Here is a 22192-nt window from a genome sequence, read left to right as displayed (position 1 = left end):
TTTTGCATTTTTATTGGCGGCTTTCAGCTTCCGCGCAGATGCTAAGACAGAAACCAAAGCAGGAAAAAAAGATAAAGCGACTAAAGCTGGCGAGAAAGGAAAAGAGATGTTCGCGATTTTTGAAACATCCAAAGGCAATTTTAAAGTTAAACTTTTGAGCGACAAGGCTCCAAAGACAGTTGAGAACTTCGTAGGTTTGGCTGAAGGCACTAAAGAGTGGACGGATCCTAAAACTGGCAGCAAAGTTAAAAAGCCATTTTATGATGGTTTGACTTTCCACCGTGTGATTAAAGATTTCATGATTCAAGGTGGTTGCCCACTTGGAACAGGTACTGGCGGTCCAGGTTACCGTTTTGAAGATGAGTTCACTCCTGGCCAACAAAAGCACGATAAACCAGGCATCCTTTCTATGGCGAATGCAGGACCTAACACAAATGGTTCACAGTTCTTCGTAACAACAGTTCCAACTCCTTGGTTGGATGGCCGTCACACTGTGTTCGGTGAAGTTGTTGAAGGTATGGACGTTGTTCACTCTATCGAAAACTCTAAGACAGGTCCGATGGATCGCCCTGTTGAGCCGGTAGTTATCAAACACATCCAAATCGTTAAGTAGTTTTGAAATTCAAATTTGAAGAAGAAAAGCCCGGTGGAGACATCGGGCTTTTTTTATCTATTTTTTCTTTATCACGTAAGGATATACATAGACAGGATACTGCGTAGTGAACGAATTCTTCTCGACAGATGGATCTCGAAGATCTTCTCCGAAAACGAGCAAAACAAGTTGCTCAAGACGTATCTTCTGCTGATGGAAAATCCTTGTGTATTAAAGCGCCGCCGGGAGCCGCAGAGGAACTCTCTAAGAAAATAAATGACATTAAATCCAAAATTAAATCTAATGAAGAAAGAATCGGTCATTTATGGAATAATCAAATTCCAATTGTATTAAGAGCCTGCCATCCTGATCAGTTTAACCCGAACTCGCAAGGTGAAATTTAGCTATGTCTCAGAGAATAAGGATTTTGGTAGTAATTCTGTTTGTACCGGTAAGCCTTATGGTCAGCAGCTTCGTTTCAATAAAATTGACTCCTATTATTGGTGGAGAGTCGTTTCTTGCTATTGATGCTATTGTATTTGTGTTGCTTGAGTTCTTAATATGGAAACTAACTGCGATTAAAAAAAATTAAAAAGTATCTCAAAAAAAATCGGGGCTTTTTATTTCCCGCAAAATTGTTTGGCTTTGATCCAATACGCTGGCGAGCAGTAGTCATCTTGCCATTCGTTTTTAATATTTGTGGTGTACGCGTAGAACCAAATAAGTTTGTCAGTTTGTGCGTTGAATTTTATTTTGTGAGGCATCTCGTCTGGTGTTTTTCCGTTGATAGAATAGCACCAACCGTAGGCTCTCAGTTCCGTGTCTGAAACGATTTCGATGGAATCCATTCCTGTGGGCGTATTGATGATGGAATTAAATCCTTCGGCGGCTCCGATGTAGGGAACTTTGTTTTGATCAAACATTTCTACGCTGATATCACCCACTGATTTGGTGAGGTCAGCAACGGCTTCCCCTTGGGCAACAGGTTTTTCGTCGCAAGGACCATAGACCTTCCAAGAGACGGCGTTCGCATTGAATGACAAAGCAGAGATAAGAATAAGAGCTGTCTTTTTCATAGGTCCCCGTCTTATCCAGGGACCTCTTTAAAGTACAGAATAATTTAAAAGCTTATGAATTTTGTTTACGAACTTCGGCCATATCAACTTCTTTGGCCTTTTCTACAACTTGTTCGAAAACGTCTTCAGGCAAAGCTCCCGGCTGCATAAAGATGATATCGCCTTCTTTAATCACAGCGATTGTTGGAATAGATTTGATATCGAAATTGGCTGCAATTTCTGGCTGAGCATCCGTATCTAATTTCGCAAACACAACATCAGGATGTTTCAATGCCGTCTGCTCAAAAATAGGAGCAAAACGACGACAAGGTCCACACCACGTTGCCCAGAAATCAATGATCACGAGTTGGTTTTTTTCGATGGTCTCTTGAATATTTTCTTTTGTGAGCTCTAACACAGCCATATATCCTCCCGGTTGGGCGTAGGTCCATGAATAACGAAGTCTCCCTAAAAGCTTTGATGTTCTTTATTAAATAAGCAACGATTTAATACAAATAATCCTCAGGAGGCTTTTATGAAAAAGTTGATCGTTTCTATTTTGCTTTTAACGGGTTTTCAAGCTTATGCAGGTGACGCAGGTTGTGGTCTAGGTAGCGTTATCATTCAAAAAAATTCCAAAGGTTTGCAACTTTTGGCAATGACGACGAACTCATTTCTTTTTACTCAGCCACTGGGTATCACATCTGGAACTTCTGGCTGCTCTTCAAGCGGTCTTGTGATGAACGATAAAGAAGTTCAATACTTCGTTGAAGTGAATCAAGAAGAGCTGTCTCGTGAAATGGCGCAAGGTCATGGTGAGAAACTTGCGACGCTGGCACATATGAAAGGTTGCCGTAACGAAGTATCGCAAAAAGCTTTTGGTACTTTCGCGCAAACTTCTTATGCAAAAATTCTTCCTGCGGCAAATACATCTGCAGTAGAGATGGTACAAAACCTAAATAAAGAGTTGGCAACTCAGAGCGACCTTGCACAAATGTGCCATGGTTCTTAATTTAGTTTTAATATTTCTCTTAGCCCCACTTTCTGCGTGGGGCTTAGCTTCCGAAAATATTCTCGGCTATCAAAAACAAGCTCAAGAAAAAGTCCTGTGGGAAGATCCGCAATGGGTAAAGCTTGGCCACTATCGCAAGAATCTTTTCGGAAGTTACAAATCTCCCCTTCTTGGAAATTTCTTTATTTCTGAAAACGGATCTGAAAATCCTAAAGCCGAACTACTTGCAACTATTGAACTTCTTTTTAACAAAGACACTTCCAAAAAATCTCAATGTCGTTATCTTGCTAGAACAAGCTGGCTAAAAAAAGTTCTGGCAATTGATCCCAGTGATTTGGTTTCGTGTCCTGAAAAAGATCAGTGGAAGGAGCAACTCGGCGCTCAAGAAATTTATATTATTTTTGCAGCCAGCGACCTAAGCAGCGCAGGTTCGAGCTTCGGCCATACGTTTTTGCGCGTACACAACCCCAAGAACACTCGTGAACTTGAACTTCTTGATTACGGAATTAACTATGCTGCGGTTACAGGGAAAGACACCGGTGCTCTTTATGCATTAAAAGGTCTTTTTGGTTTTTATCCTGGTGCTTACTCTATGCTTCCGTATTATCAAAAAATTCGTGAGTACACGAACCTTGAAGGCCGCAATCTCTGGGAATATCGGTTAGATCTTTCGCCTGAACAAGTTGCATTTTTGGTTGATCACCTTTTAGAACTCGATGGCAGTTTTGCGCCTTATTATTTCGCTGATGACAACTGTTCCCAGCAGATTTTAGAACTGATCGAAGTTGCAAAACCAGCACTCAATGCTTCGGCAGCATTTTATGACATGACAATTCCCATAGACACGGTCAAAGAACTTAAAAAGCACAATATGCTTGTTGGTGAAAAACTTCGCGTTTCTTTACAGGCCGAATGGCAAACTCGTTTTACTTCACTGAACTATTCTCAAAAAGATGCTCTAAAAGAAATTGTTTACGCCAAGACCCAAACTCACTTGCAGAAACTTTCCCCGAAAGAACAGGCAGAAGCGTTAGAAGCAAGTTTAAGCTATTTGGCTATTCAGGAGTATCGCGAACAAAAAGAGCTTAAAGAAGAAAAGTATCCTCTTTCAATTGCCAGAGCAAAACTTGGAGACCAGACAGAGCCTCTCCAAATTCCAGCGCCCCGATCGCCCCTGCTTGGATCTAACTCTTACGCATTTTATCTTGGATATGGCAAATGGGACGAAAACGAGTTTTATAGATTTAAGTTTCGTAGAACATTTCACGATCTTCTTTCGGATGACAGCGGGCTTTCCGCGTTTTCTCATCTAGAAGTTTTAAGCGCTGACTTTCGTTATTTTTCAGAAAAACAAAACTTAGATCTTTATCGCGCCATTTTAATAAAAATTCTTTCAACGGCACCCGTGACCGAACTGGATACACCTCTGACTTGGAAAGTAGAGGTTGGAACAGAACCCAGACTCTCCCCTTTTGTGAATTTAGGTGCGGGACTGAGTTTTGATTTTCCTCTTTTTACTGTGACACGGTTAAGTCTTATGACCGTGACGGAAAATTATGACCTTGCTGACACAGCCCAACCTCACTTCGGCGTGGAAGGGCTTTTCATGTCGAAAACTTCTTTCGTGCGCTCGTTGATTTATGCGAAATATCTACAAAACACTTCTCAAGGAAGAGGTTTTTCAGAGTACGGAATTGGTCTTTCCACGGATGTTCGTAAGAGCGAACTGCGCTTTGAATCCAGAGTCAGAGACGACCTTCCCGAGTGGATGATCTCTGTCGTCTTTTAGACAGGCCAGTGACCTGTTACGGCCCTGTCTCACTCTGAGACGTGCCAATCAATCGTAAAACTGAGCTGAGGGGCCCAAAGCTTGCTTCTATTCATAGTGATACAAACGTATCTAAGGAGTAAGCCATGAAATGGTTCCAAAAGATCTTAACTGCGATTGCCACAATTAATATGGTGATTTCCCCAGTTTTGGCGGCTCCTGAATGGAGTGAAAAAGACAAAGCACAGCTTGCTGCTTACCGCGATTATTTGGAACCACTCGGCTACCGTTTGGAGCTGGATAAAAACTCTAAAAAAGCCCTCGTTTACGATAAGAAAACAAATAAACTGGCAATGGAAGTTCCCTTTGCTGAAGAAACTCAACTGCGCAAATTCTCTCCAAAATCTTTAAATAAAATGATGATGGACGAGATGGTTCGCGTAAAAGCCGCGAACAAATCGGCTTGGTCTCATTCAGTTAGAAATCTTCCAACGGAGTCCGCAATCTTCTTCGTTGCAATGGGTGCCGTGGTTGCTGGCCAACTTATCACAAACTATTCGCAAAATCCGATCGCTATGCAACAACACATCGATCACTCTCTTTCGCCGATTGGTGTTTTTGGTTTTTTCACGTTCATGTATTCCCAAGGTGTGACTTCCAACGTTCTTGCGATGTACATGAAAAATCCAAAGTTCCACCACATGATTCCGTATCTTGGAATGACTGTGGGAGCTTTCCTACAAACTTATCTTTCACAAGTGGCTTCAGATCCCAATGTGATGGCTTGTGCGAAAGTAATGATGGGAAAACAAGTCACAGCTAAAGATCAAGAAGCAGGTATCGACGCAGATCCTTGCTCAAAAGCTTATGAATACCTAGTGATCCAAAAGAAAGTTTGGGAATTCGCTCCCGGTATCGTTTCTATGTTGATCTCTTCGGGCCTTGCCGGTGTGGTTCAGTCTGTGATCACAAAATCTGTTCTTCGCATCACAGGTGTTGATATCGCTCTTTGGTTGGTTCCAGGCACAATGCAATTGAAAGGCATCCGTCTTCTTCTTGTAAAAGGTCTTCAAATCGCCTTCTTCGTAGCTATCGATGCATGGCTCAATCGCAAAGTTACTTACGCATGGAAGAACATGTTTGATGGAGCCGAGTTCTATGACGTCAATGATCGATTGAACGAACAAATGAATCTTATGAAAAAGTCTCAGTGGAACGGATCTGACAAAGATCTTCAAGCCGAGATCAAAGACTTTAGAAAGAAAATGCTCGACTGGCGTATGATGAATATGTCGGAAGTTTATGAAGCTCACCAAAACTGGTCCGAGGCTCTTCATCAAATGACCTCGATGTTCAATACGAGCTACGCATTCTATAACACTTTCTTAAATGAAGTGCGCAACTCTCGCTTCAACGAATCTCAGGTAAAGCCTCTTGAAATCATTTATCCAATGAATGGTGTCAAAGCAAAAGATTTAGCCGAAGGTAAAGAAGATCTTTACTTCACAAATCCATTGTTCATCGAGAATATGCAACTTGATACGGTGGCTGATGCCGTTGTTAAAGCGGATGAACTTCTTAAGAGTGAAGACGCTAAGTATCTTTACCCGCCAGAAAAAACAAAGATTTCTTCCTTCTTAGACAAACTCCGCACGGGTGAGCGTGTGCAAATCGGTCAAGGTTTGAGTGAGCTTTACCGCGAAATCACATACTCTGCCCAAAACCTTTCTGTATCGATGAATTACAGAAAGATCCTAAGAGAAATTTACAGCTCTATGGGTGCTCCAGTCCCTATGATGGAGCCAGGTCGTGGATTCTTGGCAGCTTATGAAAAAGCTCCTTCATCTGCAGACACAATTAAGAGCTCAAACTACTACCGTCAGGTCGGTGTGTTCTTCACTCCAAAAATCACAGACTACCTTCTTATGCAAATGATGTGTGGTCCTGACGTAGAAAAAGGCGAAAAAGTAGTGAAGAACTCAGCGGGCTTCCCATCTGTGTTCATGCCTCCACAAATTAAAGCTGCGGGTGATTACTTTAATAACTGTGAACACTTCGGAATGGCGCAGTTGCCAGCAGAGAACATTTATAAATTCCCATTCACAACAGCTTCGAAGAAAACTTACAACGGTGCGATCAGCTACTTGATTAACGAAGCTCGTCCATCCGTAGTGGGCGGCCAAGGCGAATCAGCGTTCCCACAATGGTGGACGGAAAAAACAGAAAGCCAAATGCAAAAAGCATTTGAAGAATACGGTAAGAGCTATGATGAAATCGTCGTTAAACTTGTTAAGGCCGTATACTATCCAGGTCGCAGCTTCTTTAACGGAAGACCGATCGTCAATACACCTTGGAAAACTTTGAAATTGTACTTCAATCGTGAAGCACAAAAACGTTACTACGAAGGCGGACCGATCTTTAACGGTGGAATGAACTCGGCCTTCCAGGAAGAGCGCGTTTACTTGTCTCTTTTGAATGATCTTTTGACTCCTTCGAAAGAATTCAAAGTGGACATCGCGCATATTCTTGAAACGGCACCGACTCACGCAGCATTAAAAGAAGTGGACAATCAATTCGCTGTTCTTAATGGACTTATTAAACACATTAAGGTCGGTACAGCAGAAGGCCGTGAAGTGATCCAATCTGACTTGGAAAACTATCAGCTCGAGGAACAGCTTACGAATATTCAAGGCGCATTGACCAAAGTTTCTACTTTGCTCGGTGTTGGCGATGCTCAAGAAGGTGCTGTTGTGAAGTTGAACAAACAACAAAGAGATCTCGCCGTGACGGCTCTTGAAAATCTTCAGGCTCTTGCTTCAGAAGTGATGATGTACGGAAGCATGGCAAATGCTGTGAGCTGGGAAAAGATTCGCAATGTGAAACGTCTCAATATGGAACAGCAGAAGTTTAATAACGAAATCCAAGCGAAACTAGCTGCTATGAGAGGCATGTCTATGCCTGGAAAATACTAAGTTTGGTACGGGATTTGATACTTAAGATATTTGAAACTTTTAAATAAAACTAGGCACTTCCGGGATTGGAGAGTCCCAAAAATTGGAGTGCCTCGTACAAAAAATTAACAGGTAATAAGGGAGAGAGTATGAAAAAGCAATTGATGATCGGAATGGCAGCATTGACCATGGCAATGGCCTTCTCACCAGCACACGCGGCCCCAGTAGGTGGCGTAAAGTCAGCTCGTGAGGCTTTGGTTGAATATTCAAAACAAATCAAAGAATCTGCATTCGGTAAAGGAATGACTTCAAAAGGTTTGAGCGCACAGCAAGTTAAAATGGCTCAAGATAAAATCATCAATGAGCTTCAACTTTCTTCCGGTAAAAACAATGCCCTTTCAATGGCTTTAAAAGCCGATACAACTAAATCAACTCAACGCCTTGATAGCTTGGCAACAATCGTTGCAGCTAAAAAGATGGCGACAGAAATTTCTAAGAGTGACGCAGCTGAAGGTCAATCTATCAGCAATGCAGCGACTGCAACTGCAAAGTTGATCGCTAACTCTTCTTTGACGGGTGCCCGCACATCTTCAAAAGAGTTGAACACGACTGAAATGGCTGAAGTAACGGCGGCTCTTAACAAATTAGAGTCTTTGCCAGAAACAATTTTAACAAGCTTCTCTAAAGCTGAGCGCGACTCTTACACACAAATCATCGAGCGCCACGACGCGATTCTTGAGTCTGGAAAAAAAGGTTCTTCTGAAGAAGCTTTCGTAGACGCGATCATGGAAGTGAAAAAAGTAGACCGTACAAAAGCTCTTGAGATCGTGAAGAAACTCAAAGAATGCGTATAGTCTCTCCGTAATAAATATTTCCTTTATTGCCGAAACGCCGAGGCCCACAAAGTCTCGGCTTTTTTCGTTGGGAAAAAGGCACCTGGTACCTTTTTTAGATATCGACTTTCTTGTCGTCGGTGATAATAAAGATCTCAATACGACGGTTCATCGCACGATGGTCATCGTTATCATTAGGCACGATCGGCTTTTGATCTCCGTAAGAAATTGCGACGAAGCGTTTTGGATCGAGGTTGTGATATTTCACAAAGTAACGGACTACTGCGGTGGCTCTTCCTCCAGCAAGCTCCCAGTTACTTGGAAAAAGCTGTCCTACGATAGGAATGTCATCCGTGTGACCTTCAATGATAATTCTTTTTTTATTCGTCTTTAGAACGTCAGCGACTTTGTCTAACGAAGTTAGCGCTGACATTTTTAATTTTGCGGAGCCTTCGGGGAAAAATGTGGATGCAGCTAAGGCTATGCGAACGCCGACAGAATCATGATAGATATCCTGAATCGCCTGCTTTTTTTGATCACCTTCCATCGACTTATCCAGAGATCTTTCCACAAAGTCTTCCACTTCTTGAGGACCACCTTTGCGCGGATAGTTTCCAACAGGCATAACAAGTTCCGCAATCGCGTCTTCAATAGCGTTGCCATTCGAATTCGAACCGTTACCCACTAAGTGCAGATTTAATTTGATGGAGTCTTCAAATTCTTTTTGTTTTTCTTCGTTGGCATTGGATGTGGCATACATCACCACGAAAAACGCAAAAAGCAACGTAATGAAATCGGCATAGGAAACCAGCCACCTTTCATGATTTTCGTGCTCTTCATGTTTTTTGTGTCTTCTTGCCATAAAGCTCAGACCTACTTCTGCTCTTCATTTAAAAAAGCAAAAAGCTTTTGCTCAAGAACAACGGGATTCATTCCGCTGGCGATAAGAAGTCCGCCTTCAAGAACCATATGTTTTTCCCGGGATAAGGACTGCACTTTTCTTTTCAGTTTATTTCCCAAAGGTAAAAACAAAAGATTGGCAGAGCTCACACCATACACGGTTGCAACAAAGGCGACTGCGATTCCGCCTCCGAGCTTGCTGGTGTCGGTCAAATTCCCCATGACATGGATCAACCCAAGAACAGCACCGATAATTCCAATCGTGGGAGCAAAACCTCCAGCATCAGTCCAAATTTTTGCTCCCGCGAGCATTTCTTCTTCTTCGGTTTCAATGCGTGTTTCAAAAATGTCACGGATCGTGTCAGCCTCAACACCGTCCACAATATTTCTGAGAACTCCTTTAAAAAGCGGGTCTTCAATGCGGTTGATGCGTGTTTCTAAAGAAAGAAGAGATTCTTTTTTAGCAATACGTGCGCAGTCCACGATTTCCTGAATGCGTTTTTTGGCGTCGCTTTCTTCTTTTTGAAATGCTTTTTTTGCGAGATTAAGACCTGTCTTAAGATCTTTTTCTGAACTTGAAACCATCACGGCTCCAATGGTTCCCGCAAGAACGATAATGAATGCCGTTAGTTGCATGAGCGAACTCATGTGCCCGCCTTCGAGAAGGTTTCCGAGCAAAATCCCACCGAAGCCTACGAGCAGGCCTAACCATGTTGCTTTATCCATGTTTAGAATATTGCCACAGTGAACTATACAAGACACTTGGACCTCATGAAGACCTAGACTTTTTGCGAGCGAAAAACTAGGGTAAAGTCGTCATGATGCTCGATTTTATCTTGAACCTCGATAAGAGCCTTTTTGTATTGGTGAATACTCAGTGGACTGCGGCTTGGGCCGATCAGTTTTTTCCATTCATCACGGATCTTCACAAAACGCCGTTTTTTAAAACCGTGATGGTGCCACTGATCCTTGCCATTTTCATTTGGCGCCGTGGACTTAAAAAAGGGCTCGTGATTTTTTTCTTCTGCGTTCTTGCCGTTGGAGCTTCTGATGGTTTTGGCAACTGGGCTCTTAAGAAAACCGTGCAGCGACCGCGGCCAGCGGAAACTCAAGGACTGACGGTTCAGGTGCGCGCTCCTTTTGGCGGATTTAGCTTTGTTTCCAATCACGCCACCAATATGTTCACATTTGCTAGTTTCACAAGCGCGATTTTTCCTCCGGCCTCTGTACCACTTTATACGGTGGCAACATTGGTGGCATACAGTCGCGTTTACAATGGTGTGCATTTTCCAACAGACGTCATTTGTGGCGGTCTTTTGGGTTGTCTCTTTGGACTTTTATTTTCTCGTCTCTGCCAAAAATTGCTTCTTCGACTTGATTCAGAAGGGACTGTCACACCATGAAAATTCTTGTCACTGGCGCCAATGGTTTTTTAGGAAGCTGGGTTACGAAAGCACTTGTGAATGAAGGTCACAATGTTTACGCCTTGGTTCGTCCTAAAAGTGATATCTCCGAATTAGAAGGTGTTAACTGCAAGTATGTTCACGGAGATGTAACAGATATTCATTCTCTTCTTGAAGCCTTTAAAGGTGTCGATACTGTTTTTCATTTGGCTGGAGTCATCGCATATAAAAAATCTCAGCGCGCGATGATGGATAAAGTAAATGTTCAGGGAACGGCGAATGTGGTTTCGGTCTGTCGCGAGCACAAAGTGCGTCGGCTGGTTTATCTTTCCTCTGTCGTTGCAATCGGTGCCGGTTACACACCAAATGATATCCTTAACGAAGAATCCACTTACAATGTCGCTGACTTGAATCTTGGTTATTTTGAAACCAAACATCAGGCCGAACAAATCGTGAAAGCGGCTTGTGATAAAGGTGAGATCAACGCCGTTATGCTAAACCCTTCAACGATCTATGGCGCAGGCGATGCTAAAAAAGGCAGTCGTAAAATGCAGCTCAAGGTCGCTCAAGGAAAACTCAAATTCTACACTTCAGGTGGCGTAAATGTTGTTGCCGTGGAAGACGTCGTAGAAGGCATTCTTAGTGCCTGGAAAAAAGGTCGCAAAGGTGAAAGATACATTCTTTCGGGTGAAAATATTCTTATCAAAGATCTTTTCTCTATGATCGCTGCAGAGGCTGGGGTAAAAGCTCCTTCACATTTACTTCCTGATGGTCTTCTTCACGCTGTGGGTGCCGTAGGTGATTTCATGGAAAAGATGGGTCTTAAAGGACCTTTAAGCCGTGAAAATGCCTACACTGCGACGATGTATCATTGGTTTGATTCTAGCAAAGCGCAAAGTGAACTTGATTTCAAACCTCGTCCTGCCCGCGAAGCCATTCACAACAGTGTGCAGTGGATGAAAGATCAAGGTTTGCTTTCGTAAGGTCTGAATGAAAAAGGTCGTCTTCTTTTTTCTTGGTGTATTCACTTTAATGGCAGGAGCCGTTGCCATTCTTTGGAATTGGCTTCCGAATGAAAAAGACATTAAAGGTTGCCTTGTCACTCGTATGTATCAAGTGGAGCTTTGTCCCGGCTCAAAAAACTATGTCCCTTTAAAACAGATTTCTTCGAATCTACAAAAAGCGATCATCCTTACGGAGGATTCCAATTTCTGGAATCACAAAGGTTTTGATTGGGACGCTATCGAGAAAAATGCGCGTGAAGGCTGGGAGTCCGGCGTTTTTAAGCGCGGTGGTTCGACTATTTCTCAACAGCTTGCAAAAAATATGTTTCTTACCAAGGACCGCACGTTCATTCGTAAGGGACTAGAGGCCATCATCACAGATCGCATCGAGCACACTCTTACCAAAAAAGAAATTTTGGAAAGATACCTCAACGTCGTCGAATTCGGTAAAGACATTTACGGCGTCAAAGCGGCAGCAAAATATTATTTTAAGAAAACGCCTGCAGAACTTTCGGTTGTTGAAAGTGCCTTCCTTGCGATGGTTCTGCCGAATCCTGTGAAGTATTCGAAATCTTATTATCGTAAAGAACTCACACCGTTTGCAAAAACACGTCTGAATCGCATTGTTGAAGATATGTATCGCTACAATCGCATTTCTCAAGACGAGTATGACGTGGCCGTGACTCAAGTGGCTTATTTCTTTCAACCCGAGCCGCCTCCTGAGGAACTCAATGCTCCCGCTGAAGAAATTCCGACACTGCAGGATCTAGAAAATGCCGAGATGGAAGAAGGTGAAGAATGAAAATAGTTTCTGCCTGCCTTTCCGGAGTTCACTGTCGTTACGATTGCAAAGCACAAGCGCGCTCTTCCATTGAAGAAATGGTTCGCAACGGTGAAGCGATCCCGGTCTGTCCTGAACAGATGGGTGGACTTTCTACTCCCCGTCCGCCAGCGGAACGCACGGGAGACAAAGTTCTTACGAAATCCGGCGAAGACGTTACAGCTCAATACCAGCAAGGGGCCCTGGAGGCTTTGCAAATCGCAAAACTTTGTGGCGCTACGGAGGCTCTTTTAAAATCAAAATCCCCTATGTGCGGTCATGGAAAAATCTATGATGGCACGTTTTCAGGAAATCTGACTGAAGGCGACGGTGTATTTGCCGAGCTTTTAAAAAAGCACGGCATTAAAATCACGGTCGTTGACTAAACTATTTCAAAAGTTTTTTACGAATACGGAAGAATGAAACGTTCATGCAGATCCATGTTGCAATGAACAGAATCAGAACATGCATTCCCACCAAAAGTGTTGGCCCGTGATGAAGAACCCCACGGACGGCCGCCACAGCATGTGTGAGAGGGAATAAATAAGACAAATAACGTAGACCACTTGGCAGTTGTTCTAGCGGGAAATAAGTGCCACTTAAAAGACTCATTGGAACAATCAATCCTGAAGTAGAATATATGAAAGAGTCATAGTTTCTTGCAAACGAAGTAAAGATCATTCCGATACAAGAAAAGAGAGCCGATAACAAAAACAGAATCGGCAAAGCTAAAAGGATTCTGTAAGAATCAATCAGTCCGAAAAATAAAGCCACAACAGTGACACCCATGACACCAAAGAAACCTTTGCTCGCAGCCCACAAAAGCTCACCGGCAACGATTTCCTCGGGACCCACACGAGTCAGCATAATTGTCGCATAGGTTTTTTGATGCGTGAGTTTCGTGTAATTTCCGTAAGTGCCTTCAAAGAAAGCCACCATCATTGCTGTTGTGGATAACAACGCCGGAAAAAAGAATTCGATATAAGACATGCCGCCCATGTTGTTCACGAAGGCACCCAAGCCAAAACCGATAGCACCCAAGTAAATCACAGGCTCTAAGACAATCCAGAATAAAGAAACAAGCCACGTCTTTTTGAAATATAAAAAGTTACGGGACCATACTTGAAAAGCACCGCTGTTGACCTTGGGGCGAGAGAAGAAATCTTTAAATTTCATATTACTCATCCCTCAACTGATGACCAGCCAACTTTAAAAACACATCGTTTAAAGTCGGTTTACGAATATAGATTTTATCACTTGCAATCAAGTCCACAACACGACGACCCTCTTGGTTTTCTTTCACCAAAACAGAGACCGTGTCTTTAATCACTTGATAAGCAAAACCTTCCGCACGCAAACGACCCAAGTAATAATTAAGATCCACAGGGTTCGTATCAAACTCAACGACTTCTTTACCGATCAACTCACGAATCAAATCACGTGGTTTACCAACTGTGAGAATACGACCGTTATCGATAATCGCGACACGGTCACACATCTGTTCGGCTTCTTCCATGTAGTGAGTAGTCAGAACCAAAGTGCTTTTTTCAGACTTAAGATGCTTAAAGAAATCCCAGATCCAAATACGCGCTTGCGGATCAAGACCGGTCGTTGGTTCATCAAGGAAAATCACTTCTGGAGAATTAATCAGACCACGAGCAATCGCCAAACGACGTTTCATACCGCCGCTCAAAGTTTCAACTGAACGATCCTGGTATTCTTCTAGTTTCATCAAACGCAACAAAGCTTGCGCACGAAGATCGGCTTCTGCTTTGGGGATTTTATGGAAACTTGCGTAGACTAAAAGATTTTCGAGAACGGTGAAGTCTGGATCAAGGCCGTCCTCTTGCGGGACGACCCCTATGCGAGATTTGATCTCACGATAATTTTTTTTAACATTGAGGCCGAGAACGTAAAGCTCCCCGCTGGTAACGAGGGCTGAGCAATACATCATCTTCATCGTTGTTGATTTGCCCGCCCCGTTGGGACCTAAGAGACCGAAACATTCGCCCTTGTAAATTTCAAGACTGATTCCATCCACAGCGACTCTGTCGTCGTATTTCTTTGTCAGGTCTTTAATTTCAATGGCGACGTTTGTACTCATTATTCCTTCGCTGCTCTTGCACGTTTATGTGGATCTAGTTCTTTCAAACGTAGACGGATGTTCTTCGGAGTGACCTCGATCAACTCTGAATCTTTGATCCATTCCATCGCTCTTTCCAATGTCATTTTCTTCACTGGAACAAGACGGATAGCTTCATCTGAACCCGAAGCACGTACGTTCGTCAATTTTTTCTCACGAGTGATGTTTACTTCTAGATCATTCTCTTTGGCGTGTTCACCAACGATCATGCCTTCGTACACATCGTCACCGTGTTCAACCATCATAATACCGCGCTCTTGAAGATTCCAGATCGCGTAAGCTGTTGCAGTGCCTTTACGGTCAGAGATCATCGCACCATTCATACGGTGTTCGATTTCTCCACGGTAGTCATCCCAACCGTCGAATTGTGTATTCAAAAGACCTGTACCACGAGTGTCAGTCAAGAAGTCTGAACGGTAACCGATCAAACCACGAGAAGGAATACGGAACTCAAGACGTGTACGACCAGATCCTTTTTGAACCATGTTCGTCATCACACCTTTACGCTTACCAAGCTTTTCAGTTACGGCACCAACGAAAGAGTCTTCGATATCGATAACCGCGATCTCCATTGGTTCCATTTTCTTGCCGTTTTCTTCTTTGAAGACAACAGTCGGTTTAGAAACAAGAAGCTCGAAGTTTTCACGGCGCATTTGTTCGATCAAAACGCCCAATTGCAACTCACCACGGCCGATAACTTTGAAAGCATCGGTGTTGTCCGTTTTTTCTACGCGGATCGCAACGTTGTACAAAAGTTCTCTTTCAAGGCGCTCGATGATTTTACGTGATGTTACGTTTTTACCGTCAAGACCTGCGAAAGGACCGTTATTTACTGAGAACACCATACCTACTGTCGGCTCTTCAACGCGAATGCGCTCAAGAGGGCGAGGATCAAGAACTGAAGTAATAGTGTCACCGATAGTGAAGTCTTCCATACCCGCGATAACAACGATGTCACCGGCACCAACTTCTTGCGCTGGAACTTGCGAGTTTACTTTGTACTGGAACAAAGCAGAGACTTTTACTTTCTTCTGAGCATTGGCTTGAACGCAAAGAACTTCGTCACCCACTTTGATTGTTCCGGCTTTCATACGACCGATAGCCAAACGACCTACGTAATCATTGTACGAAATGTTAGAAACCATGACTTGAAGTGGAGCGTTCTCTTCAATTTTTGGAGGAGGAACTAGATTTACGATAGCATCGTAAAGAACTTCCAAAGAACCTGTGTTCACTTTTGGATCCAATGTCGCCATACCTTCACGCGCGATTGCGTAAACAGTGTGGAAATCACATTGCTCTTCTGTTGCATCTAGATCGATGAACAAATCGAAAAGTTCGTTGTGAACTTCTTGAATACGAGCATCGGCACGGTCAATTTTGTTGATACAAACGATAACTTTTTTGCCGCCCTCAAGAGCTTTTTTCAATACGAAGCGAGTTTGCGGAAGTGGACCTTCAGAAGCGTCGCAAAGAAGGATACAACCATCCACCATGTTCAAGATACGTTCAACTTCACCACCGAAGTCACTATGTCCCGGTGTATCTACGATGTTAACTTTAATGTCTTTGTACATGAACGACGCGTTCTTCGCGGCGATCGTGATACCACGTTCTTTTTCAAGATCCATGGAGTCCATAAGACGTTCTTCAACGTGTTCGTTGTCACGGAAAGTACCTGCTTGCTTGATCAAGTGGTCAACCAACGTCGTCTTTCCGTGGTCGACGTGTGCGATGATAGCAATATTTCTAATTTTCTTTGGATCTTGAACCATATTTACCCTTCGTTATTTCTAAAAACTAAAACTTTAAAACACTAAAACTAAATTCAAACTTTCGCACACCAGATTACTGTTAGGATCACGATTAACCGTGTCCTCCCATAAGGAACTCTTCTTGGCTCGTGTCTTCTTGCTCAACACTACCGATGCTAGCGAAAAATTCGTTAGCCAAAGCCATGATCTCTTCGTTGCTTTTGGATTGGAAAAGATTCTTTCTGAATTGTGCGGCTCCAGCATAACCTGTTGAGAACCATGCTGCAAACTTTCTGAGCTGGATGCCTGTGATGTGCTCATCACAATGCGCAACAATCTCACTTTTCAGGTCGTTGAATAGGCTCACATAATCTCTTTGGACGTCTTTCAGGGATTCGCCTCTCCATAAAGACAGGGCATCCATGAAAATAAACGGATTTTTAAGGCAACCGCGACCAATCATCACCCCGTCGCAACCCGATTGCTCTAGGCGAAGGTTGGCCTGGCGAGGTGTGAGGATATCTCCATTTCCCAAAAGTGGAATTTTGGTTTTGGACTTTACGTCAGCGATAAAATCCCAATCCGCCAACCCCGTATAACCTTGAGCACGAGTGCGACCATGAATTGCGACCCACTCGACACCCTCGTTATAGGCGATGTTGCAAACTTCGATAGCATTGCGAGTGTTCGCATCCCAACCCGTGCGGATCTTGATTGTCAGAGGAATTTTGATCGCGGCCTTCACAGTAGAAACCATTTTTTGGACAGCCGCAGGATCTTTAAGGATCGCGGAACCTCCGCCCTTTTTCACAACTTTAGGAACAGGGCAGCCAAAGTTCAAATCAACGAAATCACAACCTTCCGCCTCTGCGACTTGGGCCGCACGCGCGACGATCTCTGGATCTTCACCGAAAAGTTGAATTCCGATCGGACGCTGAGACTCATCAAAGCTCATCAGCTTCATGGTTCTTTCAGATTTGTATTCAATACCACTGGCGCTCACGAGTTCTGTGACGACAACACTGGTATCAAGTTTTTTCATGAAGGTGCGAAAAGCGTGGTCCGTAATCCCTGCCATAGGAGCAAGGACAAAGGGATTTGTCTTTAAGGCTTGAACTGGATTCATAGGCGCAAGGATATAACAAAAACGTAATGAAAAAGGTACTGGAGTTTATAAAAACTGACCTTATTTCATGGGCTTAGGAATCATAACGAATGTATTCGATCTGGCGCAAAAACCTCTCTCACATTAGAGCCATGTCACTCGGCCCTCAAGCTGTCGGGGGGCCTTCGGCGGATTGTGATCGGGATAGCCACACACCATCGCACAGAGAAGTTCGAGCTCGCCTTTTTGGTATTCCGGAAGTTTATCCACACCTAAAAACTTATCCACTTCTTCTTTGATCTCTAGTGGTGCACCCATTGTGCACGAACCTAAACCCTCCACAAGACATGCGAGATTCATGTTTTCCACAGCCATATACACAGAACCGATGCTCGTGTGATAGCGCTCTTCATTGTCATTGTGTGAGTAGGCGAAAATAATCACAGGCGCATCACCTAAAGTATAAAAAAATCTTTCCGTGAACTGATACAAAGAGGGTTTTAATCTTTGCGACAGAATATCTTTGATACCGAGCCAGGATTTCTGTGAGTATTTCAAATACTCATTACGCTTTTCACCCGTCACAACAAAGAAGCGCCAGTTTTGACGATTCTTTCCTGACGGCGCGTGCATTCCCGCCATCAAAATTTTTTCGATCACTTCTTTTGGAACAGCATCCGGTTTGTATTTACGAATAGATTTGCGAGATTCCAGGAGCTGATAAAATTCTTCTTTATTCATAATTCCTCAAGGGAAAAAGGTACCTGGTACCTTTTTCTTAACCCATTTCTTCCGGACCTGCCTCGATGAAGGTTTCATGCAGACGACGAATCGTTTCGGGGCCTTGCTCTTCACTGACGAGGAAGCAGAAGTTGTGTTTGCTGGCACCTAAGCAGATCATGCGCACGTTGATATCGGAAATAGCTTCAAAGATATGTTTTCCCAAGCCCGCCGTGTGATTGATGTTATTGCCAATCAAAGAGATGAGCGCCAGATTGTCTTCCACTTGCACATCTGCAAATTGCGAAAGATCTGAAATCAATTTTTTATTCACCAGTGTCGAGTCATCCAAAGTCACACTGACTGAAATTTCAGATGTTGTGATAGCGTCGATACTGACTTTGTGATCGTTAAAAACTTTAAAAATTTGAAACAAGAAACCATGTGCGTGAAGCATTTCGGGAGTTGAAAGAGTCACAAGCACTTGTTTTTTTCTTAAGGCCATCGCACGAATAAGTGGATGATCCTCGACGTCCTTACGAACCCATGTGCCCTTGGCTTCGGCATCAAAACTAGATCCTACAAAAACCGGAATGTTTTTGCGAATGGCTGGCAAGAGTGTTGCTGGATGCAAAACTTTAGCTCCGAAGGTTGCAAGCTCCGACGCTTCTTTAAAAGAAATTTCACTGATAGGTTTCGCTTTGGAACACAAGCGAGGATCTGTCGTAGCGATCCCCGCAACATCGGTCCAAATCTCAAGAACGTCGGCAGAAACACCTTCGGCTAAGATCGCAGCAGAGTAGTCGCTGCCTCCGCGGCCTAAGGTTGTCGTCATGCCTTCATCAGTCATGCCGATATAACCTTGAGTCACGACCACTTTTTTATGGTCACGCAAAAATCCTAAATTTTCAGAGCACAATTTTGCAATTTCTGAAGTCAGTGGTTTTGCTTTTCCGAAAGAATCATCCGTGCGAAGAACCGTGCGCACGTCAAAAAGCTCAGCCGTTTTTTTAGAATTGTACTTTTGCAGAACCTTCGCCATCGCTTCAGTGAAAAGAACAGAAGACATTCTTTCACCGAGACTCATCAGGGTGTCCATCGCCTTCACGGAACAATCCCGAAGAAGGTGAACACCTTTTGCCAATGAGTTCATTTCTTCAAACAAAATTTCAAGTCGTTCTTGAGAGTGAGATGAAATCGCCAGGTCACGCGCGATTTTTTCATGTTTATCGAGGATTTTTGTGATGATCTTTTCTGCTTCCGGCCAGGGTTGGGATTCCGCCGTTTTACCCAGGGCGATCAAGTCATTCGTAGTTCCTGAAGTTGCGGAAACCGCGATGAGGCTTGATCCCTGACGATGGCTGACTTCCGCACTGCGAAGCATGCACTCCGCGTCTCCCATTGACGTTCCACCAAATTTTGAAACAACCAGTTGTGCCACAAAAACTCCTCGGTCAAAGGCCTGACTTCCTAGGCATCTTATGCCTTTTCTGCTTTTTCATTCAATGAATTTTATGGCAGACTTTGAACATGACCACATCGGATTCAACTTTTAAAAAGACGGAACTAGCACTGATGGGCCTTTTAGGCCTAGTAGCAATGACTCTAGTCACAGTCGCCGTCGTTCCTTCACTGCGCACTAAAATCAAAGAAGCCGTCCTCATCGAGGATCGCGAAATCATTGCCAAAGCCAATGGAAACCTTTCAGCCGCGGGACCTCGCGTGACTGTCTTAAAGATTAAAAATAAAAGCGGTCTCAGTCTTGAAGTTTACAGTCAGGAAGAAAACGGCTCATTGGTTTTAATGACCAAGCTCCCGCTTTTTGAAACCCGCGACGGTTATTTCCTTTTGCAGGGAAATGCCACGAACTTGGCGATTACTGATGTGGACAAAGACGGCATCCTTGAAATCGTCGCACCCACTTATGATGAACAGATGGTTCCTCGGTTGAATATTTTTAAGTTCAACCCTGCAACCAAAACTTTCGACCGCATGACGGCACCTGAGGGTTACTCCCCTTAGGTTGCAAACTCTGCTTTACTGCGAAGAATTTCCCCTAGCAAAACCATGTCGACAGGTTTACTTAAATACCCATCAAATCCCATCTCAAAGGATTTTTGCTGACCATCCACGCTGGCTTGTGCAGTTAAAGCGATGATCGGATTTTTATAACCCTTTTCACGTAAAAGAGCCGTGGCTTTGTAACCGTCCATCACCGGCATTTTTATATCCATCAAAATAATATCAAAAGGTTTTGCAAGAGCTCGTTCAACGGCTTCTGCTCCATTTTCCGAGGTTTCTACTTCCGCTCCCTCTCGAGATAAATATCTTTTCATCAAAGCACACAAGTCCATCGAGTCATCGACGACCAGAACCCGGCGGCCTTTCAGAAAATGGCTTTCTTGATCAAGTTTTAGTTTTTCTGGCGGAAGCATTTTTGATTTATCGATGGGAACTAACTTTAACTCAGAAACAGGGCCTACATTTAAGCGCATTTCAAAAGTGGTTCCCTCACCAATTCTTGAAGAGATCAGTTGTAAATCCCCATCCATCATTTTCATAAGACTTAAAGATAACGCCAGGCCCAACCCCGAACCCTGCACGCGCTGAATTTCAGGATGTTCTCCGCGAACAAAAGGTTTAAAGAGATTTCCTTGCGTAGTTTTATCCATTCCTAAACCCGTATCGGAAACTTGAATCGCCAAGAATCCAACATTGTCCGTGTCGGAAGAAAAACTCACACGGACCGTGATCGTCCCTTCACTGGTGAATTTCACCGCGTTCGAAAGAAGATTGATCAACACTTGTCTAAATCGTACAGAATCAGATTCAATTTGCTCTGGAATCAAAGATTCATATACAACATTCATCTTCAGTTTTTTGGCTTCTAATGTTGCGCGAATTACTGAGATAGAGTCTTCAATTTCACGCACTGGATTCATCGGTGCTTTTTGAATGTATAAACGATTCGTCTCAATCTTTGAAAGATCTAAAAGATCATTCACAAGTGACACCATGTAATTACTTTGACGGTAGATGGACTGCACGTCTTTGTGAGCTTGATCTGTTAAAGATTGATTTCTTAACAGAGCTTCAGAAAAACCAAGAATCGCCGCAAGCGGAGTTCTGATTTCGTGACTGGCATTTGCAAGGAAAACAGATTTCGCACGATTGGCCGCTTCATGAAGGTCTCTTTCTCGTCGGAGAATCTCTTCATTCTTTTTAACGGTCACATCCCAACAAATTCCAGCAAAACGGAAAGGACGCCCGTCTGACAGTCGATAAAATTTTCCACGAAGAGCGATATAGTGGAAGAAGCCTGAGCGGTCGCGCACGATGTGTTCGGCATCGACATCACCACCCGCTTCCACGTATGGCTTTAAGAGACGGCGCAATTCTTCTTGGCCTTCAGGAAATAAATTAATATTTCCTTCCCAATAAAACTGGTCGTCCAATAAATCCCAGTCCCATGTGAGAGCTTCAGAGGATTCCATCGACATACGCAGACGTTCTTCACTTTTTTGAAGTTCCGCATCCAAGCTTAAGGAGTTCATAACAGCGACATGCAGATTTTTTCCGATCATCAGCATCAGAAAGGCATAAAATCCGACAAGAACTCCCATAAGGAGATTAAAATCTTCGCCGCTTGATTTTAAGAACCCAATACTCCATAAACCCATGGCAGGTAAGATCACGCAACTCATCGCTGTTCTGTATGAGACGTAGGTAATCATCGCACCAGCCGTCATGCACGAGATCAAAAGTGACGTGATAACTTTTTGAATCACGGTTCCGTCAGAAACAATGAAGCCAATCGCTCCCCAGCCAAATCCGGAAACCGCAAGCGATGTACAAATAAAATAAAGCCAGAACCGTGTTTCCTCGAAGCTTTTAATTTTACTACGCGCTGTTTGCCATCGATAATAAGCGAAGAAACGAAGGAAAGCTGAGAAGTTAAGAATCACAAACCAAGGAATGAGAAACTTTGGTGACAGAGTTCCCCACGTCACAAAGACAAAAGCCAAGGTGTTTACGAAAATGGCCAGCAGGCCTGCGATGTTTTGCCGGTAAAGAAGATCGATTCTACGAATTTCTAATTCAAGGGATCCTTGACTCGTTTGAGGCATGTAAT

22 protein-coding genes are annotated in these 22192 nt (G+C 43.5%); 11 read left to right on the top strand and 11 right to left on the bottom strand.

What is annotated here, in order from left to right; translation table 11 throughout:
- The first annotated feature begins 106 nt into the window (after nucleotides 1-106).
- Together ACLSSO_RS00745 and ACLSSO_RS00740 are read left to right on the top strand one after the other, a co-directional pair.
- Complete coding sequence (locus tag ACLSSO_RS00745; RefSeq protein ID WP_413944836.1) at nucleotides 107-613, top strand: peptidylprolyl isomerase; 507 nt, start codon at nucleotides 107-109, stop codon at nucleotides 611-613.
- Between the two features lie 128 nt (nucleotides 614-741).
- The gene (locus ACLSSO_RS00740) at nucleotides 742-996 is read left to right on the top strand and encodes a hypothetical protein (RefSeq protein ID WP_413943775.1); all 255 of its coding nucleotides are present in this window, start codon (nucleotides 742-744) and stop codon (nucleotides 994-996) included.
- A gap of 216 nt (nucleotides 997-1212) precedes the next feature.
- Here ACLSSO_RS00740 and ACLSSO_RS00735 read toward each other — a convergent pair whose 3' ends face one another.
- Both ACLSSO_RS00735 and trxA read right to left on the bottom strand, forming a co-directional pair.
- Nucleotides 1213-1668 carry a DUF4430 domain-containing protein gene (locus ACLSSO_RS00735; protein ID WP_413943774.1) on the bottom strand — a complete coding sequence of 152 codons (456 nt, stop codon included), beginning with the start codon at nucleotides 1666-1668 and terminating at the stop codon, nucleotides 1213-1215.
- A 52-nt stretch (nucleotides 1669-1720) separates the two neighbouring features.
- Nucleotides 1721-2071 carry a thioredoxin gene (gene trxA / locus ACLSSO_RS00730; RefSeq protein ID WP_295902467.1) on the bottom strand — a complete coding sequence of 117 codons (351 nt, stop codon included), beginning with the start codon at nucleotides 2069-2071 and terminating at the stop codon, nucleotides 1721-1723.
- A 111-nt stretch (nucleotides 2072-2182) separates the two neighbouring features.
- Here trxA and ACLSSO_RS00725 point away from each other — a divergent pair, with 111 nt between their 5' ends.
- The 4 genes from ACLSSO_RS00725 to ACLSSO_RS00710 all read left to right on the top strand — a co-directional run bounded on the left by ACLSSO_RS00725 (nucleotide 2183) and on the right by ACLSSO_RS00710 (nucleotide 8232).
- On the top strand, nucleotides 2183-2659 hold the full coding sequence (locus ACLSSO_RS00725; protein WP_295902465.1) for a DUF3015 family protein: 477 nt from the start codon (nucleotides 2183-2185) through the stop codon (nucleotides 2657-2659).
- The gene (locus ACLSSO_RS00720) at nucleotides 2649-4448 is read left to right on the top strand and encodes a DUF4105 domain-containing protein (RefSeq protein WP_413943773.1); all 1800 of its coding nucleotides are present in this window, start codon (nucleotides 2649-2651) and stop codon (nucleotides 4446-4448) included. Before ACLSSO_RS00725 ends, ACLSSO_RS00720 begins: the two co-directional genes overlap by 11 nt.
- Before the next feature lie 125 nt (nucleotides 4449-4573).
- Nucleotides 4574-7399, top strand: a complete 2826-nt coding sequence (locus ACLSSO_RS00715) for a hypothetical protein (RefSeq protein ID WP_295902462.1) — start codon at nucleotides 4574-4576, stop codon at nucleotides 7397-7399.
- Between the two features lie 128 nt (nucleotides 7400-7527).
- On the top strand, nucleotides 7528-8232 hold the full coding sequence (locus tag ACLSSO_RS00710; RefSeq protein WP_295902460.1) for a hypothetical protein: 705 nt from the start codon (nucleotides 7528-7530) through the stop codon (nucleotides 8230-8232).
- Between the two features lie 94 nt (nucleotides 8233-8326).
- On the opposite strand, the gene ACLSSO_RS00705 is transcribed toward ACLSSO_RS00710, so the two are convergent.
- Together ACLSSO_RS00705 and ACLSSO_RS00700 are read right to left on the bottom strand one after the other, a co-directional pair.
- Nucleotides 8327-9073 (bottom strand): flagellar motor protein MotB, encoded by a 747-nt coding sequence (locus tag ACLSSO_RS00705; RefSeq protein WP_295902459.1) that lies wholly within the window; start codon nucleotides 9071-9073, stop codon nucleotides 8327-8329.
- 11 nt (nucleotides 9074-9084) lie between these two features.
- Nucleotides 9085-9873, bottom strand: a complete 789-nt coding sequence (locus tag ACLSSO_RS00700) for a flagellar motor protein (protein ID WP_295902458.1) — start codon at nucleotides 9871-9873, stop codon at nucleotides 9085-9087.
- A 56-nt stretch (nucleotides 9874-9929) separates the two neighbouring features.
- Here ACLSSO_RS00700 and ACLSSO_RS00695 point away from each other — a divergent pair, with 56 nt between their 5' ends.
- The 4 genes from ACLSSO_RS00695 to ACLSSO_RS00680 are packed head-to-tail and all read left to right on the top strand — an operon-like array spanning nucleotide 9930 to nucleotide 12724.
- The gene (locus ACLSSO_RS00695; protein WP_295902456.1) at nucleotides 9930-10514 is read left to right on the top strand and encodes a phosphatase PAP2 family protein; all 585 of its coding nucleotides are present in this window, start codon (nucleotides 9930-9932) and stop codon (nucleotides 10512-10514) included.
- On the top strand, nucleotides 10511-11497 hold the full coding sequence (locus tag ACLSSO_RS00690; RefSeq protein WP_295902454.1) for an NAD-dependent epimerase/dehydratase family protein: 987 nt from the start codon (nucleotides 10511-10513) through the stop codon (nucleotides 11495-11497). The genes ACLSSO_RS00695 and ACLSSO_RS00690 overlap by 4 nt, the downstream gene beginning before the upstream one ends.
- 7 nt (nucleotides 11498-11504) lie before the next feature.
- Nucleotides 11505-12320: a monofunctional biosynthetic peptidoglycan transglycosylase gene (gene mtgA, locus ACLSSO_RS00685; protein WP_413943772.1), complete on the top strand. Its 816-nt coding sequence runs from the start codon at nucleotides 11505-11507 to the stop codon at nucleotides 12318-12320.
- Nucleotides 12317-12724, top strand: a complete 408-nt coding sequence (locus ACLSSO_RS00680; RefSeq protein WP_413943771.1) for a DUF523 domain-containing protein — start codon at nucleotides 12317-12319, stop codon at nucleotides 12722-12724. The genes mtgA and ACLSSO_RS00680 overlap by 4 nt, the downstream gene beginning before the upstream one ends.
- Before the next feature lies 1 nt (nucleotide 12725).
- Here the strand turns inward: ACLSSO_RS00680 and ACLSSO_RS00675 are convergent, their stop codons facing one another.
- The 6 genes from ACLSSO_RS00675 to lysC form a co-directional block, all read right to left on the bottom strand.
- Complete coding sequence (locus ACLSSO_RS00675) at nucleotides 12726-13514, bottom strand: ABC transporter permease (RefSeq protein ID WP_295902448.1); 789 nt, start codon at nucleotides 13512-13514, stop codon at nucleotides 12726-12728.
- Nucleotide 13515: 1 nt separating this feature from the next.
- Nucleotides 13516-14442, bottom strand: coding sequence for an ABC transporter ATP-binding protein (locus tag ACLSSO_RS00670; protein WP_413943770.1), 927 nt, complete (start codon nucleotides 14440-14442; stop codon nucleotides 13516-13518).
- Complete coding sequence (gene typA, locus ACLSSO_RS00665; RefSeq protein WP_413943769.1) at nucleotides 14442-16256, bottom strand: translational GTPase TypA; 1815 nt, start codon at nucleotides 16254-16256, stop codon at nucleotides 14442-14444. The genes ACLSSO_RS00670 and typA overlap by 1 nt, the downstream gene beginning before the upstream one ends.
- Before the next feature lie 91 nt (nucleotides 16257-16347).
- The gene (dusB, locus tag ACLSSO_RS00660; protein WP_295901647.1) at nucleotides 16348-17361 is read right to left on the bottom strand and encodes a tRNA dihydrouridine synthase DusB; all 1014 of its coding nucleotides are present in this window, start codon (nucleotides 17359-17361) and stop codon (nucleotides 16348-16350) included.
- Nucleotides 17362-17484: 123 nt separating this feature from the next.
- Nucleotides 17485-18081: a nitroreductase family protein gene (locus ACLSSO_RS00655; protein WP_413943768.1), complete on the bottom strand. Its 597-nt coding sequence runs from the start codon at nucleotides 18079-18081 to the stop codon at nucleotides 17485-17487.
- 37 nt (nucleotides 18082-18118) lie between these two features.
- Nucleotides 18119-19501, bottom strand: a complete 1383-nt coding sequence (lysC, locus tag ACLSSO_RS00650) for a lysine-sensitive aspartokinase 3 (protein WP_413943767.1) — start codon at nucleotides 19499-19501, stop codon at nucleotides 18119-18121.
- An 89-nt stretch (nucleotides 19502-19590) separates the two neighbouring features.
- Between lysC and ACLSSO_RS00645 the strand changes: the two genes are divergently transcribed.
- Nucleotides 19591-20082, top strand: a complete 492-nt coding sequence (locus ACLSSO_RS00645; RefSeq protein WP_413943766.1) for a hypothetical protein — start codon at nucleotides 19591-19593, stop codon at nucleotides 20080-20082.
- On the opposite strand, the gene ACLSSO_RS00640 is transcribed toward ACLSSO_RS00645, so the two are convergent.
- Nucleotides 20079-22187 carry a response regulator gene (locus ACLSSO_RS00640; protein ID WP_413943765.1) on the bottom strand — a complete coding sequence of 703 codons (2109 nt, stop codon included), beginning with the start codon at nucleotides 22185-22187 and terminating at the stop codon, nucleotides 20079-20081. The genes ACLSSO_RS00645 and ACLSSO_RS00640 overlap by 4 nt on opposite strands.
- Nucleotides 22188-22192: the final 5 nt, after the last annotated feature.

The organism is Bdellovibrio sp. HCB-162, from assembly GCF_047344985.1.
Taxonomy (GTDB): Bacteria; Bdellovibrionota; Bdellovibrionia; order Bdellovibrionales; family Bdellovibrionaceae; genus Bdellovibrio.
The sequence above is the reverse complement of the archived record's forward strand: the minus strand, read 5'-3'. Positions and strand labels throughout refer to the sequence as shown.

Coding starts and splice junctions, on each gene's coding strand:
- ACLSSO_RS00745 (WP_413944836.1), top strand. CDS start 107: ATGTTCGCGATTTTTGAAACATCCAAAGGCAATTTTAAAGTTAAACTT.
- ACLSSO_RS00740 (WP_413943775.1), top strand. CDS start 742: ATGGATCTCGAAGATCTTCTCCGAAAACGAGCAAAACAAGTTGCTCAA.
- ACLSSO_RS00735 (WP_413943774.1), bottom strand. CDS start 1,668: ATGAAAAAGACAGCTCTTATTCTTATCTCTGCTTTGTCATTCAATGCG.
- trxA (WP_295902467.1), bottom strand. CDS start 2,071: ATGGCTGTGTTAGAGCTCACAAAAGAAAATATTCAAGAGACCATCGAA.
- ACLSSO_RS00725 (WP_295902465.1), top strand. CDS start 2,183: ATGAAAAAGTTGATCGTTTCTATTTTGCTTTTAACGGGTTTTCAAGCT.
- ACLSSO_RS00720 (WP_413943773.1), top strand. CDS start 2,649: ATGGTTCTTAATTTAGTTTTAATATTTCTCTTAGCCCCACTTTCTGCG.
- ACLSSO_RS00715 (WP_295902462.1), top strand. CDS start 4,574: ATGAAATGGTTCCAAAAGATCTTAACTGCGATTGCCACAATTAATATG.
- ACLSSO_RS00710 (WP_295902460.1), top strand. CDS start 7,528: ATGAAAAAGCAATTGATGATCGGAATGGCAGCATTGACCATGGCAATG.
- ACLSSO_RS00705 (WP_295902459.1), bottom strand. CDS start 9,073: ATGGCAAGAAGACACAAAAAACATGAAGAGCACGAAAATCATGAAAGG.
- ACLSSO_RS00695 (WP_295902456.1), top strand. CDS start 9,930: ATGATGCTCGATTTTATCTTGAACCTCGATAAGAGCCTTTTTGTATTG.
- ACLSSO_RS00690 (WP_295902454.1), top strand. CDS start 10,511: ATGAAAATTCTTGTCACTGGCGCCAATGGTTTTTTAGGAAGCTGGGTT.
- mtgA (WP_413943772.1), top strand. CDS start 11,505: ATGAAAAAGGTCGTCTTCTTTTTTCTTGGTGTATTCACTTTAATGGCA.
- ACLSSO_RS00680 (WP_413943771.1), top strand. CDS start 12,317: ATGAAAATAGTTTCTGCCTGCCTTTCCGGAGTTCACTGTCGTTACGAT.
- ACLSSO_RS00675 (WP_295902448.1), bottom strand. CDS start 13,514: ATGAAATTTAAAGATTTCTTCTCTCGCCCCAAGGTCAACAGCGGTGCT.
- ACLSSO_RS00670 (WP_413943770.1), bottom strand. CDS start 14,442: ATGAGTACAAACGTCGCCATTGAAATTAAAGACCTGACAAAGAAATAC.
- typA (WP_413943769.1), bottom strand. CDS start 16,256: ATGGTTCAAGATCCAAAGAAAATTAGAAATATTGCTATCATCGCACAC.
- dusB (WP_295901647.1), bottom strand. CDS start 17,361: ATGAATCCAGTTCAAGCCTTAAAGACAAATCCCTTTGTCCTTGCTCCT.
- ACLSSO_RS00655 (WP_413943768.1), bottom strand. CDS start 18,081: ATGAATAAAGAAGAATTTTATCAGCTCCTGGAATCTCGCAAATCTATT.
- ACLSSO_RS00645 (WP_413943766.1), top strand. CDS start 19,591: ATGACCACATCGGATTCAACTTTTAAAAAGACGGAACTAGCACTGATG.
- ACLSSO_RS00640 (WP_413943765.1), bottom strand. CDS start 22,187: ATGCCTCAAACGAGTCAAGGATCCCTTGAATTAGAAATTCGTAGAATC.